This window comes from Pseudonocardia sp. 73-21 (genome assembly GCF_001899645.1).
GTDB lineage: Bacteria > Actinomycetota > Actinomycetes > Mycobacteriales > Pseudonocardiaceae > Pseudonocardia.
The window spans coordinates 1-14,715 of record NZ_MKVV01000032.1 but is presented as its reverse complement, the minus strand read 5'-3'; the positions used below and the strand labels follow the sequence as shown (position 1 = coordinate 14,715).

Annotated in this window: 13 protein-coding genes and 1 pseudogene; 3 read left to right on the top strand and 11 right to left on the bottom strand. The window is 71.6% G+C overall.

Annotated features, from left to right (window positions below):
* The first annotated feature begins 171 nt into the window (after positions 1-171).
* Positions 172-774, top strand: coding sequence for a hypothetical protein (locus BGP03_RS08910; RefSeq protein WP_298798641.1), 603 nt, complete (start codon positions 172-174; stop codon positions 772-774).
* Positions 775-810: 36 nt separating this feature from the next.
* Here the strand turns inward: BGP03_RS08910 and mobF are convergent, their stop codons facing one another.
* From mobF to BGP03_RS08865, 9 genes and pseudogenes are all read right to left on the bottom strand, one after another.
* The gene (gene mobF / locus BGP03_RS08905; protein WP_298798643.1) at positions 811-5,160 is read right to left on the bottom strand and encodes a MobF family relaxase; all 4,350 of its coding nucleotides are present in this window, start codon (positions 5,158-5,160) and stop codon (positions 811-813) included.
* A gap of 171 nt (positions 5,161-5,331) precedes the next feature.
* A complete protein-coding gene (locus BGP03_RS08900; protein ID WP_298798640.1) occupies positions 5,332-5,943 on the bottom strand; it encodes a hypothetical protein in 612 nt (203 codons plus the stop codon).
* The gene (locus BGP03_RS08895; RefSeq protein WP_298798638.1) at positions 5,940-6,416 is read right to left on the bottom strand and encodes a hypothetical protein; all 477 of its coding nucleotides are present in this window, start codon (positions 6,414-6,416) and stop codon (positions 5,940-5,942) included. Before BGP03_RS08895 ends, BGP03_RS08900 begins: the two co-directional genes overlap by 4 nt.
* A complete protein-coding gene (locus tag BGP03_RS08890; RefSeq protein ID WP_298798636.1) occupies positions 6,413-8,317 on the bottom strand; it encodes a type IV secretory system conjugative DNA transfer family protein in 1,905 nt (634 codons plus the stop codon). The genes BGP03_RS08895 and BGP03_RS08890 overlap by 4 nt, the downstream gene beginning before the upstream one ends.
* On the bottom strand, positions 8,314-8,985 hold the full coding sequence (locus BGP03_RS08885) for a DUF2637 domain-containing protein (protein ID WP_298798632.1): 672 nt from the start codon (positions 8,983-8,985) through the stop codon (positions 8,314-8,316). The genes BGP03_RS08890 and BGP03_RS08885 overlap by 4 nt, the downstream gene beginning before the upstream one ends.
* Positions 8,982-9,368 (bottom strand): hypothetical protein, encoded by a 387-nt coding sequence (locus tag BGP03_RS08880; protein WP_298798631.1) that lies wholly within the window; start codon positions 9,366-9,368, stop codon positions 8,982-8,984. Before BGP03_RS08880 ends, BGP03_RS08885 begins: the two co-directional genes overlap by 4 nt.
* A 303-nt stretch (positions 9,369-9,671) precedes the next feature.
* Positions 9,672-9,890, bottom strand: a pseudogene (locus BGP03_RS08875) (WhiB family transcriptional regulator); the annotation flags it as partial.
* Positions 9,887-10,105, bottom strand: a complete 219-nt coding sequence (locus BGP03_RS08870) for a hypothetical protein (protein ID WP_298798629.1) — start codon at positions 10,103-10,105, stop codon at positions 9,887-9,889. The pseudogene BGP03_RS08875 and the gene BGP03_RS08870, both read right to left, overlap by 4 nt.
* A 3-nt stretch (positions 10,106-10,108) precedes the next feature.
* Positions 10,109-10,378: a helix-turn-helix domain-containing protein gene (locus BGP03_RS08865; RefSeq protein ID WP_298798627.1), complete on the bottom strand. Its 270-nt coding sequence runs from the start codon at positions 10,376-10,378 to the stop codon at positions 10,109-10,111.
* 230 nt (positions 10,379-10,608) lie between these two features.
* Between BGP03_RS08865 and BGP03_RS08860 the strand changes: the two genes are divergently transcribed.
* Positions 10,609-11,733: a hypothetical protein gene (locus BGP03_RS08860; protein ID WP_298798624.1), complete on the top strand. Its 1,125-nt coding sequence runs from the start codon at positions 10,609-10,611 to the stop codon at positions 11,731-11,733.
* Here the strand turns inward: BGP03_RS08860 and BGP03_RS08855 are convergent.
* Positions 11,719-12,297, bottom strand: coding sequence for an NUDIX hydrolase (locus tag BGP03_RS08855; protein ID WP_298798622.1), 579 nt, complete (start codon positions 12,295-12,297; stop codon positions 11,719-11,721). The genes BGP03_RS08860 and BGP03_RS08855 overlap by 15 nt on opposite strands.
* A 42-nt stretch (positions 12,298-12,339) precedes the next feature.
* Positions 12,340-12,783, bottom strand: coding sequence for a GntR family transcriptional regulator (locus BGP03_RS08850; RefSeq protein ID WP_298798620.1), 444 nt, complete (start codon positions 12,781-12,783; stop codon positions 12,340-12,342).
* Between the two features lie 1,421 nt (positions 12,784-14,204).
* Here BGP03_RS08850 and BGP03_RS08845 point away from each other — a divergent pair.
* On the top strand, positions 14,205-14,715 hold a 511-nt coding region (locus tag BGP03_RS08845), incomplete at its 3' end, for a hypothetical protein (protein ID WP_299736053.1).

Genomic DNA, 14,715 nt, shown 5'->3' with positions numbered 1-14,715 from the left:
GGTGTGGCATCCCTCTGGGCGACCGATCGACGGCGGAGCCTGCCAACCACCCACACCCCCGCGATAGCTCCTCAACCCGCCCCGCTGGAGGGAGGGCCGGGGTTCGGGGCGGAGCCCTGAGTGCTTTTTGGCCGTTCCGAATCGTCGGTGGTCGGTCGCATACTCGGGTGCATGTCCACGCTGGTGCTGCCGTCGTGGGTAGTCCCGGAGTTCGACGCGGTGCGGGAGTGCGAGCGGGTCAGCGTTCGGCTGCTCGACCACCAGCCGTACGGGGCGACCACCCGCGATTCCGGCGTGGCCGCGGCGCTGGTGTGGCTGACACTGGGCGAGGTGTCGCCGATAACGCACCGGACCTGGCCGGGCGTGTTCGACCCGCCGGATCGGTCGGGCACATGGACGTCCGGCGCTACTTGGGAGGCTGCGCGGGTGGAGAGCTGGGTGGCGCTGTGCGTCGCGGCTGGTGCGCCGGCGCCTGCTGAGGACGACTGGCGGCGGCTCGGGGTCGAGCCGGCGCCGGCCGTCGTCGGCGATCCGGAGTTCGCCTACGGGGTGTGGCGGGCGCTGGCGTGGCTGCTCGGGGTGCGGGAGGACTGGCCGATGTACACCGGCTGGCATCAGGCGGCCGGCATCGCGCACGACCGCCCGCACCTGAGGACACGGCCGCGGAACGCGGCGGCGTGGGAGGCAGCCGAGCAGGCCGCGCAGGATCAGGCGCGGACGGACGCGCGCCTGTGGTGGGAGCACGTGCGCGCGCGGGTTGACGCCACGGCCTGAGCGCCGCTCGGGCCGTGGTCCGGGCGGCGCCTTCGGTCAGAGCTGGCGCGTCAGCTGCTCGCCGTCATCGGCCGTGCTCTCGGCCGCATCCCCGCTCCAGCGTGCGAGTTCCTCGCGGTGGGCGTTCTCCTCGGCCTCGCGAGCGGCGTCGGACTCGCGTCGGGCCGCGATCTCTGCGAGGGAGGCCTGCGCGCGGGTGACGAGCTGAGTGGTCTCGTCAACCGGGACGATCCGGCGACGCTGCGCCGGGTCCTGGCGCTCGGTCGGGTCGGTCGTGCTGGTCTCCCGGATGTCCGCGGGCGCCGGCGCGGCTACCGGGCCGCTGTCGTCGAGCTGCTCATCGGCGCGTTCGTCGTGCAGCTCGTACTCCTCGACGATCTCCCGGTCGCGATCGGCGGTGGTCTGCTCGATGTGGTGCTCCTCCAGCCACTCGTCGGCCGTCACCCGGTCCGCCGGGTTGTCGGGGTCGATCCCGCGCGCCCGCAGCTCCATTCCGGAGCGGTGGGCGTTTTCGCGAGTGACCGCGGTGTGCAGGAACCACTCCGCGCGGGCCTCGTCGGCCTGCTCGAGTTCGGCCGCGCGGGCGGCCAGGTCCTCGGCCTGCCGCTCGGCGGCGTCGGCGTCGGCGCGCAGTTGTGCGGCGGCGGACTCGTCGACGTCCGGCGCCTCGGCGCGTGCGGCCCAGACCGTGGCGTCAGTGCGGGCCTGTTCGGCAGCCTGGTTCAGGGCGTCGAGGTCGTCGGCGACGCTGCGCGGCGCCCACGCCTCCTCGCGCTGGAACGCGACGTAGCGGGCGCGCAGCCGGCCCTCCGTCATGCGGGCCTCGTCGGCACCGGCGTCGAGCGAGCCGAGGGCCTCGTGCGCGGCGCGGAACAGCGCCGCCTTCTCCATCAGGCCGGGGGCGGGTGCGTGGCCGAGTGGGTCGCGGTCGTCGTTGTAGCCGACCAGCTCCCGGTACGCGGCGGCCCAGCCAGCGCGGTGCTCCCACTCCTGGCGCGCCATGACGTCCTCGTCTGAGGGCACCGGCCCCAGCGTGTCGACCGCCCACGCGGGCGCCTCCTCGGCCGTCTCGGCGCCGAGTTCGTGGCGCCTGGTGTCAGCGGCGTCGGCGCGGTCACGGAGCCACGCGCCCCACTCCCGCGGGACGTCGGCGGGGATGAGGTCGCTCATCCCAGCGATGCGCGGGGTGAGGCGGCCGGCGTAGGCGTCGCTGATCCGCGCGTGCAGCACCTGCGCGAGCGAGCGGGCGCCGTGCAGGTCGCGGGCCTCGATCGCGCTCGTCAGCACGGCGTCGGGGTCGTGGCCGGCGAGTTCGGCGGTGCGCAGCAGGCGCTCCAGCGACCCGAACGCCTCGTCGGCGGCCAGGGCCTCGCGCTGGTCTGCGGTCAACGCGCCATCGGCCGTCAGCCGGTCGAGCGTGGCCGCGGTCCGGCCCGTCGTGACTACCCGGGAGACCACGTCCACGAGCCGGTCGACGTGGGTCATGGTCGACCGCGCGTCGATCTCGGCCTGTTCCTGCTCAGCCAACGCGGAGCGCTCACGCTGGTGGCCCTCCATGATGTCGGCCAGCACCGCGGCCGGCGTGCGCGGCTCGACCTCCAACGTCTGGCCCGTCTCCGCGTCGGCGGGCAGGGAGGTCGTGACCACCCACGCGGTGTTCGCCTCCCGGCCGCGGGTCAGCGGCACCAGCAGGCCGGGCAGGCTGGTGGTCTGGTCGGTGACCGAGTGGGCAGAGTCGACGGTGCGGCCCTCCGCCGCGTGAACCGTCGACGCGTAGCCGAGCGTCACCTCCGCGGCGACGTAGGAGGCGGGCAGCGCGAGCGGGTCGCCTAACACCTCCCCGTCCTGGCCGCGGGAGACGATGCGGGCGACGGTGAGCCCGCCGTCTGGGCGCAGGCCGGTCACGCGGTAGGTGTCGCGGTTGATCGGCGCTCGCTCATTGCCCTCGAACCCGATCAGTTCCCACCCGTTGCGCCGGGCCTGCACAAGATCTCCGACGCCGGCCACCACGCCTTCCCAGCCGGGTCGCCCGAGTGGGACGCCCGCCTCGGCAACCTTGCCGAGCGCGACGAGCTCGGTGCGCAGTTCCGCCGAGACGCGGGCGGCGGAGTTGTTGTCGCGCACCATCAGCAGCGACTCCCAACCGCGCAGCGTGTCCGCGAGCCACGCGCGGGACGCAGCGGCCTCGGCCTGCTCGACGGTGCCTCCGTCGCGGAGCCGGCCGTGCTTGGCGTACTCGCCGAGCACACCCACGTCACCGTCACGCAGCCGCAGCGATGCGGCGCGCTCCCACTCGCTGGTGAACCGCCGGACGTCGGCGAGTTCGTAGCGGATGCTGCGCTCGGCGAGGTCGATGAACGCCCCACCCGGACCGACGGCGCCGAGCTGGCGTGGGTCGCCGACCAGCAGCAGTTTGGCGCCCACCTCGGCGCACCGGGCCTGGACGGCGGCGAGATGGTCGGTGCTGGCCATGTTCGCCTCGTCGACCACCACGAGATCGCCCGCACGCAGCCGCCACGCCTCGTCGGCGGCGTCGACCGGGCCGCCGCGGGTGAGCCGGCCCTGCGCGCCGAGCCACGCCGCAGTGTTGGTCGCGGCGGTGACGCCTTCCTCGGCCAGGACACCGGCGGCCACCTGGGACGGCGTCAGCCCGAACACGCGCCGCTCCTCGACGCCAGCCCATGCCTCGGCGAGGGCACCAACGACGAACGACTTACCCGTGCCGGGCGCAGCGGAGATGACCTCGACCTGCGCACCGGACGTCAGGACGCCGCGCAGAGCGGCGGCCTGGTCGACGCCGAGCGTGCGGCCGGACGTGGCGAACCGGTCGAGCACCGCCTGCGCCTCGTCGGTCGAGAAGGCCACGGCGCCACGCAGGACGAGCGCGGCCCGCAGCGCGTGCTCGGCCGACATCTGGCCCTCGGTCGTGTAGAGCGCGATCGCGGGCGCGCTGTAGGGGCTCTGGCCGTTGGCGAGCAGCTCTGACTCCGGCAGGTTTGTCGTGTCCGCCGGCTCGGTCACGGGCACGGCGTGCGCGAGAGCGTCGTCGGTGAGCCCGTCCAGGAGCGGCAGGACCTCGTCGGGGCCGATCCGTAGGTTCCCCGGCAGCGCGTCCGACACCGCGCGCATGAGCGCGGAGCGGGTCCACGCCTGCTTGGCCTCAGCGACCCCGGCCAGCGCCCGCGTCACGACGTCGCGGGGCGACCAGCGCGCGGCCTCGCCCGCCTGCTGGGACCGCGCCAGGACGTCCTGGGCGACCTGCGCGAGCCCGGTCCCGATCGTCTGCCCGCACTGCTCGGTCCACCGCGCGAGCTGCTCCGCGCGGGTCTCCCCCGAGTGCGACTTCGCCGCACGGGTGGCGAGCGTGGCCTGCTGGGCGAAGTAGTAGCGCTCCGCGGGCGAGGGCTCGCGGCCGTAGGTCTGCTGGAACTCGGCGATCATCTCGCGCGTCCGCGCGGTCACCGCGCGCCGGCGCGAGGAGAACAGGTCCATGACGTCCTGCGAGACGCCGAGCACCTCGCGCGCCCGGCCATCGGGACGGGTGGCGAACTCGACGCCGAGCGACCGCGTCAGGTGCGCCTCCATGACCCGCTCGGCGATCGCGCCGGCCGCGCCGCGGAGGGCGTGGATCGCACGGGAGTCGAGCGTGCGCCACTCGCCGTCCGCGCACAGGACGCGGTTGAGGATGGCCTGGTGGACGTGCAGCTGCGGGTCCTTGTCGCGCGAGTCGTGCTGGAGGAACTGCGCGACGACGAACTCGTGCGCGTCGATCCACCGGCCGGCGCCGCCGCCGTGGTGCCCGACGCGGGAGTACCCGGCGTGCTCCTGCAGGTAGTCGATCGACGCGCGGGCGCCGGCCAGCACCGCGTCCTCGACGGCCTTGGCGTGCGCCTCCCACGCCTGCGCCGCGGTCTCGTCTCCGGCGGCGCGAGCCTCGCTAGCGGCGCGCTCGAACGCGACCGCGAGCACGGTGACGCTCTTGGGCGCGGAGAACGTGGCGTCGATGAACGCGACGGCCTGCCGGGCGGACCGCTCGGCCTGCACGCGCAGCGCGGCCCGCTCCTCCGGGCCGGCGTCAGGGTTGGCCTCCAGCAGGCCCTTGTAGACGTCCTCGGCACCGCGGTACTTGCGGTGCGCGGCCGCGAGGGGGTCGGCCTCGTCCCACGTCCGTCGTGACGACGAACGTGGGTCTCGCGGGTCGCGCAGGTGCGTGTAGAGCGACTCCATCAGCACGGCGTTCACCTCGCCGGACAGACCGAGCGCCTCAGCGCCGGCGCCGTACCAGAGCCCCGGCGGCTCGCCGGCGTCCGTGGCCTGGGTGTAGTAGTTCTCGCGGCCCTTGGCGACGGCGTCGGTCAGGTACCGCACGGAGTGTCCGGTCGAGATGCTGAGCAGGGCTCACGCTCCATAAGTTGATCTTGAGTGGCCGCGTCGAGCGAGCCCGCCAGGGCGAGCGAAGATCACCAGAGGATCAGGATGCCTCGGTGTGCGTCGTTCTTGATCTTTGCTTGTCGTCCTGGTCGTGATCGCTCGTGGCGGTTGGTTCGGTGGTGGTTCTCAGTCGCGTCGGTGGTGCTGGCGCGTGTAGTGCTCGGCTTGGTCGAGCTGCTCGTCGGTTGGTTCGGGTCGTGGCGCGATCGGGTCGGTGGCCCATGAGGTCGCGAGGGTTTCGGCGTGCTCGGCGAGCGGCGGCAGGGCCGCGGGACGGGCGTGCGGGCCGCCGCGGTGCACAGACAGCTCGCACGTCCCGATCGCGTGCCGGACACGGCGGACGACGCCGGGGCGCTGGCGTTCGTGCCAGTCCCCCACGCGCTGCCAGGAGCCGGTCTTCGGGTGGAACGCGTCGGCGTGGGCCTGGCGCAGCCACCACAGCTCCTCGATCACGTCGGGGTGCCAGAGCCAGCACGCGGACAGCGCGGCGTCGGGGTAGCGGAGGAACACCCGACGGGTCCAGCCGATCAGCTCGGCGAGATCCGTGACCGCGCGCTCCGGGTCGTCGGCCAGCAGCCACGACCGCACGGCGACCGGGGCGTCGTCGTCGGGCACCAGGACCGCGGCAGCGACCTCGGCGAGATCGCCCGCGAGCTGGCGGACGAGCCGGTCGAGTTCGCCGACGCGGCGGCCCTGCCGCTCGACGGCGCGCGCGAGGGCGGCGAGTTCCTCGGTCACCAGAACCCCGCCTCGTCCTCCACGGTTGTCTCCTCGGCGGCGAACGGCGAAACAGCCTCCGCAGCCCGCCGGTCGGTGATCGCGACGTGGGCGTGCTGGACGGCGTCGTGCGTACCCCTGACCTCTGCCGTCCTGATCTCGTCCATGTCGCTCTCGTCGAGCCCCCACTGGTGCACCGGGACACCAACCCGCTCGGACACGTCGTCGAGGTAACTGCGGACCATCCCCTCGGCGTCCGGGTGTCCCTCCGCGGCAAGTTCGCGCACCGCCTGCGCGGACGACCGGGTGAACCCCGACGTCGGGCTCGGCAGGTCGTCGGCGTCGATGCGGTCGAGGATCTCCCGCTTGTCGGCGAGGAAGCGGTCGACCTCGGCCGGGTCGGCGTCACGTCCGGCCTGGGAGAGCGTGCGCAGCCGGGCGGTGAGCGCGGCGATCTCGGCGATGGTGGGTCCGCGTCCGGCGTCGGCGGTCATCGCTGCCACCGCCGCTCGTCGCCGTCAGCCTCCGGGGGTGCGGGCGGCAAGTCCGGCACGACCCGGAGGACGGGGACCACGACCTTGCGGCGACGGAACCGTGCCCGCACCGGCTCGCACGCTGCCCAGAGCCACCGCCCGAACTGGGCCACCCATGCCAGCACCCACGCGACAGCTGCACCGATCGGAGCGGCGACGTGGCGGGCAAGCCACGCCCGCCCGGCATCCCGGCGGGCGCGCAGCCGGACGTCGAGCGCCTCGGGCACGAAGTGGGCGCGGACGTCCGGGCGCCGGTAGGCCATCTGGACCTTGCCGATCACCGGCGGCATCCCCCGGCGGAACGCCACGACGGTCTCGGCGGGCAGGTTGGCGATCTGCGCGGGCGCCAGCACCGGGACGCGGCGAGTGGTGCGGGACGCGACTCGGCCGTGCAGGTCGGTAGTGGTGATCGGCTCGTCCCGCTCGCCGCCGAGCGTCGACCAGTACTCCAGATCGTCGCGGGAGCGGGTCCCGCCGAACACCAGAACGCCCGCGGAATTGTTGAGGATGATCTCGGCCTTGGCCGGGCCGTAGCGGTCGAGCACCTGGGCCCGGGACTGGAACGCGCCGATGATCGTCACACCGCGCCCGCCCATGTCCGCCGTCCACTGGTGCAGCGGGACGGGGCAGATCAGCGCGGCCTCGTCGAGCGCGAGCGTCAGTGGTGGGTCGAGCCGGCCGCCCGGCCGGAGCGCGGCGATGCGGCGGGCCTCGCGGGCGATGTGCCCGGTCAGCGCCGAGACCAGGGGCGCCGTCTGGGTCTCCTCCGCACCGAGCAGGTAGACAGTCGCGCGGGCGTCGAGCAGATCGGCGACGTCAAACCCGGCGCCTCCGGTGCGCGGCCCGGTCGCGGCCTGCGCCGCGGCCTCGTGCATCAGCCAGCCGAGCGCGGGCATGATCGTGGAGGTGATCGACGTCCGGGTGCGGTCGTTGGTCGTGAGGAACTGCCGCGCGTCCTCCCGCAACGCCTCCTCGCCCGACTTGCGCAGCAGCGACGTCACCTCGCGCTTGGCCTCGTCCGCGTCGGCGACCCAGCGCTGCACGTCGTGCATGGTCATGCCGGCGCCGAGCGCGGCGGCGTGCAGGAGAGCAGTCAGCACGCGCCGGGCCTGCGTCTCCCAGAACTCGCGCTCCCCCGCACTGCCGGTCATGGCACCGGCGGCGAGCATGTCGGCAGCGCGCTCGGCGGCAGTGACCGGGTTGGTGCAGCCGGTGAGCGGGTCGAACGTGATCGTGGACCCGAGCCCGGCCAGGCCGACCGGGTTGAAGACGTAGATCGGCCCGCGGCGGACCCGCAGCGGCGCCGTGAGCTGGTAGAGGTCCATGCGGGTGGACGTGACGAGCACGGCACCGGGCGCGTCCAGGATGCGGCCGGCGAGCCACTGCGACTTGCCCGTGCGCGGCCCGCCGAAGATGCACACGACGTCCTCGACCGACGCCCAGACCGTCATCAGGCCGGCGCGGCAGAGCAGAACGGCGACGTCGACGGCGCGGGCCGGGCCGGAGCGCCAGCGCGATGTCGGTGCGAGCGACGGGCGGACCGTTCCGGCCCGGCGACGCATGGCCAGGCCGCTCGCCACCCGGAAGATGTCGGTCGTGGACGCGACGCCGGACTTGCGCCGGCTGCGCGCGCCCCATCGGGCGACGGTGGCCGACGTGCGGGCCCGGCGGTGCCAGAACAGCACGGCGGCCGGGACGGCGAGCACCACGAACACCCACGTCGGGGTGGTGATCCAGAGGGTGAGCGCCGGGAGGACGGCGAACGCGCCGAACCCGAAGGCGACGAGACGGGCACCGCGGCGCCAGGCGAACCAGGCGACGCCCGTGCAGAGGGCGAGAACGAGGACAGCGGAGCCGTTCACGGGGTGGCCTCCGTACCGATGTGGGCGCCGTTCGTGGCGGCGACGGGAGATGGGGTGGCGGGCCGGGCGCCGGCGAGCAGGCGGCGGGCCTCGTACTCGCTGATGTCCAGCTCGCGGGACAGCCGACGGCGGCCGGCTCCGGCGGCGATCAGCTCCGCCGCTCGGTCGGGCGCGGCGTCCTCCCAGCGGCTGGAGGTGCCGTGCTCGTCGAGCAACCCGGCGTCGTAGGCCTCACGCGTCAGCCCGGAGGTGATCGGCTCGTCGCCGCCGGCCTCGACGGGGTCGGTGCGTCCGACCAGCACGGCGAGGTGCACGACAGCGCCGAGCACGGCGGGGGCGACCGCGGAGACGATCACGACCACCCACCACGCGGGAGCCAGCCGGAACGCCTCCAGGCCGTGCCCGAGTGCATTGGCCGCGACCGACAGTCCGAGCAGGGCGAGAGCCAGGGCGCGGGCGAACCGGCGGGCGGCCTCGGTGACCGCGCCGCCGAGCCAGACGAGCGACCCGGCCGCCGCGCCGGCGTCGACAACGACCGGCAGCAGCCACGCAAGCGACGGCGTGAACCCGCACAGCAGGGCCAGGTCCCGCAGCGCCGCGAAGGAAAGGACCGCCGCCGCGGCCGCGACGATGAGCAGCAGCCCGTAGAGCGTGGCGCGGGCCCTCATGGCTGGGCCTCGATGCCGATGTGACCGATGGCGGACCAGAACTCGTTGACCGCGGTCGCGGCCGTCCGCAGCCCGGTCCGGGCCTGGCGCAGCTGCGCGACGGCGTCGGCCAGCCGCGCAGCCGGGTCGACCGTGCGCGTGTCGTCGTAGACGTGGCGGCTGGTCGCGTAGCCAGCGGCCTGACTGACCAGGACTCCGGTCAGGTCCTCGAACGCGTGCAGGGTGGAGGTCAGCTCGCCGGCCAGGGCGTAGAAGTCGGCGTGATCAGGGGTGGCCCAGCGCTGGTAGCGGGCGACGTCGGACCATGCGTCCGTGCCCTCCTCGGCGCGCGCGAGCGCGAGTGAGCGCTCGTCGTCGGGTGGGGTGGTTACGGGCGTGCTCATCTAGGATCGGTGTCCTTCCTGCGTTCGTGTCCCTGCCTGGGTGCTGTGCGTGTGGGAGGTCAGGAGGGGAGCCCGGTGGCCGCCGGTGCTCCCCTCCGCCGCGCTGGTGGCGAGCTGTGCGCGGGCGGCCCAGCGGGTGGCGGTGCGCTCGGTGACGCCGCACTGCCGGGCTACTTCTCCGACCGGTCGGCCCGCGGTGAGCAGGACCCGCCCGGCGGCCTCGCGCTCGCCTCGGTGGGCGCCCGCGCGGAGCCCGGCCTCGACAACTGCCGTGGTCTCCTGCGCGACGGGACGGCCGCGGCCGCGCCGCTCCTCCGGGGTCAGCCCGCCCGCGATCCCGTACGGGATGCGGACCAGCGCCTCGTCCAGGCACTCGGCCCGGACCGGGCAGCGCAAGCAGACGGCCTTGGCGACCGCCACCTGCGCCTCGTACGTCGGCCCCTCCGTGGCAGTCGGGAAGAAGATCTCCCCGTCCACGCCGCGACAGGCCGCCCGCGAACGCCACTCCCGCTCGACGCTCATCCGGCTGCCGTCCCGTTGAGGACCGGTGTGGCGGCGTGATCGAACGTCGAGAGGAACGTCGACAGCGCACCGGGCAGGCCGGCGCCCATCGGCGTGGAGATGAACAGGACGACGGCAACGAGGGCGAAGAAGATCGCTCCCCCGGCGAACCGCGACTTCGCGCAGATCGTCGAGCCGACGATGGCGAAGAGGATGAGGACACCCGCGCTCGGCATCGGTCACACCCCCCGGCCGTGCTGCTCGGGGACCCAACCGGCGGCGTCCACGAGGCCCTGGTCGGCCAGCGCGGCCTCGACCATCTCCTCGATCGCCCGTGCCGGGATGATCAGCCGGCCCCGGATGCGGACCGCGGGGAACTCCCCCGCCGCGATCGCCCGGTAGACGGTCATCGGCGACATGCCGAGCATGCGCGCCACCTCCGTGACGCTGTGGAACTGTCGCGGCGACGCGGTAGCCGCCTCGGTGGTCTGCTTCTTGAGGGTTCGCACTGGTGGTGTCCTCTCATGTGTACAGGTTGGGTACCTGTACTAGACATCGTAGGAATGAGTCTGCGGCTTCGTCAACCGCCGTCGTGCTGTGATGCACCGAGATTGCGGCGTGGACGACGGGCGCCGACAGATGACGTGAGGTGACGCGGGGTGACACGAGTACTCACGTCAGGGTTGATTCCTGCAGCTCAGAGCGGCATCGTGAGATCACGGCACAGGAGGGGGATCCCGTGGCAAACCAGCTCGCCCGTGTCCGTGCCGAGCGCGGCTGGACGCAGGCGCAACTCATCGCACGGCTGCGGGCGGCCGCAGCGCAGCGGAAGGTGAAGCTGCCCACCGACGAGAGCGTCAAGCGCCGCATCGCGGGGTGGGAGAACCAGCACAAGCCGGTGAGCGACTTCTACCGCCCTCTGCTCTGCGACGCCTACCGGCTGTCGGCCGTCGAGCTGGGGATCGCCGGCGAGCCCGCCCCGCCCTCTGCACAGCCCCTCGTCGTGCCGGAGCTCGCGGAGCGAGTCACGTTCTCGCGCCTCGACGGCGGCCTCGTCGAGCTGCTGCACGCCCAGACGCAGAACATCCGGATGCTCGACCGCCGGCTCGGCGGCGCGACGATCTACCGGCAGGCGGCGGCGCACGTCGAGACGCTCGACAGCCTCGTCCGCTACGCGCTGCCGGGAGCCCACCGGGAGGCCGCGGCCGACGAACTGAGCCAGGCCGCGGCGCTCGGCGGCTGGCAGGCCCTCGACATGGGTCTGACGGCGGACGCGTGGCGCCTGCACGAGATCGCTGTGGCGGCGGGCCGGGAGAGCGGCGAGACGGCGGCCCTGGCCTACGCCCGCGCGCAGCAGGCGTACATCCTGCTCGACGCCGGGGAACTCGAGCCGGCGCTCGCGCTCGTCAAGTCCGGGCAGACCCACGCCGGCCGGCGGGTCTCGCCGCTTCTGCGAGCCTGGCTCCACGCCGCAGAGGGCGAGGCCCTGGCCGCACTCGGCCGGCGCGACGCGGCACTACGCGCTCTCGACGCCGCGACGACCGCGCTTCCGGACAACGCTCAGGACGACGCGCTCCCCTACCTGATGCTCGACGCCGGCTACCTCGCCCGGTGGCGCGGCCACTGCCTCGCCCGCCTCGGCGACGGGGACGCCATCGACGATCTGACCAGCGCCCTCGGCTCGATGGGCGAGGGCCGCTACGGGCGCGCGGAGGTGAGCCTGCGCGTCGACCTGGCGCTCGCATTCCATGCCCGCGGCGACGTGACGGAGTCCCGGACGCACGCGCGCCGGGCGGCGGACCTCGCGGGCCGCACCGGATCGGAACGCCAGCGCCGGCGGATCGCCGAGCTACTCAGCGCGTGAGGCTCGGGCGTCCGGCCCGCTGAGCGCCAGGACGTGCAGCAGCCCGACGAGAGAGCCGGAGTTGGTGATGCGCCCCTTGGCGATCAGCTCCGGGACGTCGGACAGCGCGACCCACTCGAACGTGCCCTCGTTCAGCTCCGTGGCCTCGCCGACGCGCTCGACGCCGCGGGTGAGGAAGACGTGGTGGGCGTTGCGGACCATGCCGATCATCGGCTCGAACGTCACGAGGTGCTCCAGCCGGCGCGGGCGGTAGCCCGTCTCCTCCTCGACCTCGCGCGCCGCGGTCTCGGCCGGCGTCTCGTCGGGGTCGAGCAGCCCACCGGGCAGCTCCCAGTTCCACACGTCGGGCACGAACCGGTGACGCCAGGACATGAGCACGTGCTCGCCGGCGTCGTCGAGCACGACCGTCATGGCGGCCGGCTTCATCGTCACGGTGTGGTGCTCGAACCGCTCTCCCGACGGCACCTCGACGTCGGCGAGCCCGACGGTGATCCACTCGTTCTCGTAGACCGGTCGCTCGCCGTGAGAGATCCACCGGGCGTCCTGGTCCTGCGGGCGCGTCATCCATGAACCGTAACCACGAAAGGCCCGCCGGTGGATCTACCGTCAGCGTGGTGCGGGGAAAGCGCCGGCGCCGTGGCGGATGACGACCAGGCCCTCGTCGACAAGCTGGCGGTAGGCGCGTCGGACGGTGTTGCGAGAGACGTCGAACTCGGCGACGAGGTCGGCTTCGCTCGGGAGGGGAGTGGACGGTGAGACCTCGCTCGATGCCAGCCGTTGGCGCAGCATCTCCGCGACCCGTTCCCACGCAGTGCTTGGTGCGCCGGGGCCGGCCTGACCCACCACCCGCCGCCCTTGCCCGGGGACGACCTCGATCAACCCCTCGTCGACGAGCAGCGCGAGTGCAGAACGCACTGTGCCGCGAGATACGGACCGCTCCTCCGCAATCGTCAGCTCAGAGGGCACCATAGTTCCTGCCGCCAGGCTGCCGCTGCGGATGCGTGCACGTAGATCATCCGCGATCTGACGATAGGTGCCACGAGGCGCCACTTGACCCTCTCCTCCCGGTCTACTCGAATCAGCACCGTAGTGCGACCGGTGCGCCGGCGGTCGGCACACTTGCGTCCCAATGCGGACGGTACTGGCCCACTGGTAGAGCTCGGCACCGTTCCTGCTGATCGGCGGGCCGCCGCATGTCACCCCGTGCGCACCGACGTCGGGCGCGCCAATGTGCCTCGCCGGGCACTTCCTCCTTCCCACGCTGGGGCTCGTGTCGCATCCGTCGGCGCGGCGCGGCCCACGACCAGTGGTAGGCCCGCGTCACCCAGTGCCGACTGGTGCCGGGCGCGGTGGCGCCTTCCGGCACCTCCGACGTGGCTCCGCGTCATACACGTGCGGAAGCTCGTGCGACACGGCTGCATGCGGGCCGCGAAGTCTCTCACGAGCAAGCGATCAACCCAGTGCCATCAGCGATTGCCCGCGCCGCAGATACACTTGAGGCACCCTGACACAAGCCAAGATCGAGGCGACCCACATTGACGGATGCAGTACTCATGAACGACGAAGCTACATGCTTTTATATCTGCCCTATCGGACTGTCCGAATCAGCGACCAGGAAGCGCAGCGACCAAATATTTCTACATATTGTAAGCGCAACTCTCGCTCCTCTCGGGTACCAAATCTCGCGCGCAGATCAGCTCGATCAATCAGGCGTCATAACGTCGCAGATCATCGATGGACTGCTCAATAGCGATCTGGTTGTAGCAGACTTAACTGATCACAATCCGAATGTATACTACGAGCTTGCAGTACGACATGCAGTGGGTAAGCCATTCGTCCAACTGATTGCCGAGGGACAGAAGCTACCTTTCGATATACAAGGCCCTGCGCACGATTCATCTTGATCACCGCGACTTAGACTCAGCCTACGCCGCTAAGGGTACGCTGGCCGGCATGATTGAAAGCATTCGCGCCGGAAAGCCCGTAGAAACGCCACTGACGCATACTCTGGATATACAATCACTGAGACAATCTGACGACTCGGAGGCGCGAGGAATCGCCGACATTATCGCAGAGGTCCAAGAGCTTAAGAATGTCGTTCGGTCAACCCGACCGGAGCCTTCGCGAATAAGCACCGACGCTGCAGACCTTCGAGAGTTCATCCAGTTCTTAGCGGCCACGGGTCGACTGACTGCAGATGTCTTCCGTCGACTAATGAGCGCCACCAAGTCTAAAGGTCTCACACGCTGGGCATCTACCCAAATAACGGAATTCTTCGGAGCGGACGAACCGCCATTCTGATTAATCCGCCCGGCGTTCGTTCGTCGCTGGCGATGCGATCGCACCTCTTCGCCCTCCGGCCACAAGTTCATCGCCCCCTCAAGGTCACAGCACCACAATGCCGCTAACGCGTTCGACACCCGCACTGCAGCACCATTTCACCCATTTCGCCGGGCGCCTAAGGAGATCAGATGTACAACCTCATTGTAGGCGCGATTGACGGTACTCTTGCCGCCGAACGCCTGCTTGAAGTCGTAGAGGACGACCTTGAAGCTATCGTTGGCTCGGGCGCCACACCAAACATTGCCAGACTGTTATCGTTACCTACCCTGCTCATCCCCGAGGTGGGCGACTCCAAATCCGATCAAGTAGCCCAAATCGGCCGAGTGACGAACGTGTTCAGGTCAGGAAGAATTTATCAGTTCATCTTCAGCCGCGACCCATCCGTTCCAGTGATTCCGTCAGACGAGGTTCAAACTGCTGCACGGACCCTACATATCGGCGATTGGGATCTATCTCGGACACGATGGTCTGTCAAGAACAGCGACCTCTATCAAGCGCTGGTATCCGAAAATCTCCTTGGCATCCCTCGGCCAACGGTCTTCAAGCTTCCGACGGGCCGTCCCCTCCGAGGGCAAATCGCGGTAATGATGCCGTTCGCGCCTTCTTTCGACCCAGTGTGGCACGAGATTAAGGGGCTCT

Bases quoted from the DNA above. Each gene is read 5' to 3' on its own strand.
- BGP03_RS08855 (WP_298798622.1), bottom strand. From the start codon at position 12,297: ATGACGCGCCCGCAGGACCAGGACGCCCGGTGGATCTCTCACGGCGAG.
- BGP03_RS08910 (WP_298798641.1), top strand. From the start codon at position 172: ATGTCCACGCTGGTGCTGCCGTCGTGGGTAGTCCCGGAGTTCGACGCG.
- BGP03_RS08870 (WP_298798629.1), bottom strand. From the start codon at position 10,105: ATGCCGAGCGCGGGTGTCCTCATCCTCTTCGCCATCGTCGGCTCGACG.
- BGP03_RS08880 (WP_298798631.1), bottom strand. From the start codon at position 9,368: ATGAGCACGCCCGTAACCACCCCACCCGACGACGAGCGCTCACTCGCG.
- BGP03_RS08885 (WP_298798632.1), bottom strand. From the start codon at position 8,985: ATGAGGGCCCGCGCCACGCTCTACGGGCTGCTGCTCATCGTCGCGGCC.
- BGP03_RS08895 (WP_298798638.1), bottom strand. From the start codon at position 6,416: ATGACCGCCGACGCCGGACGCGGACCCACCATCGCCGAGATCGCCGCG.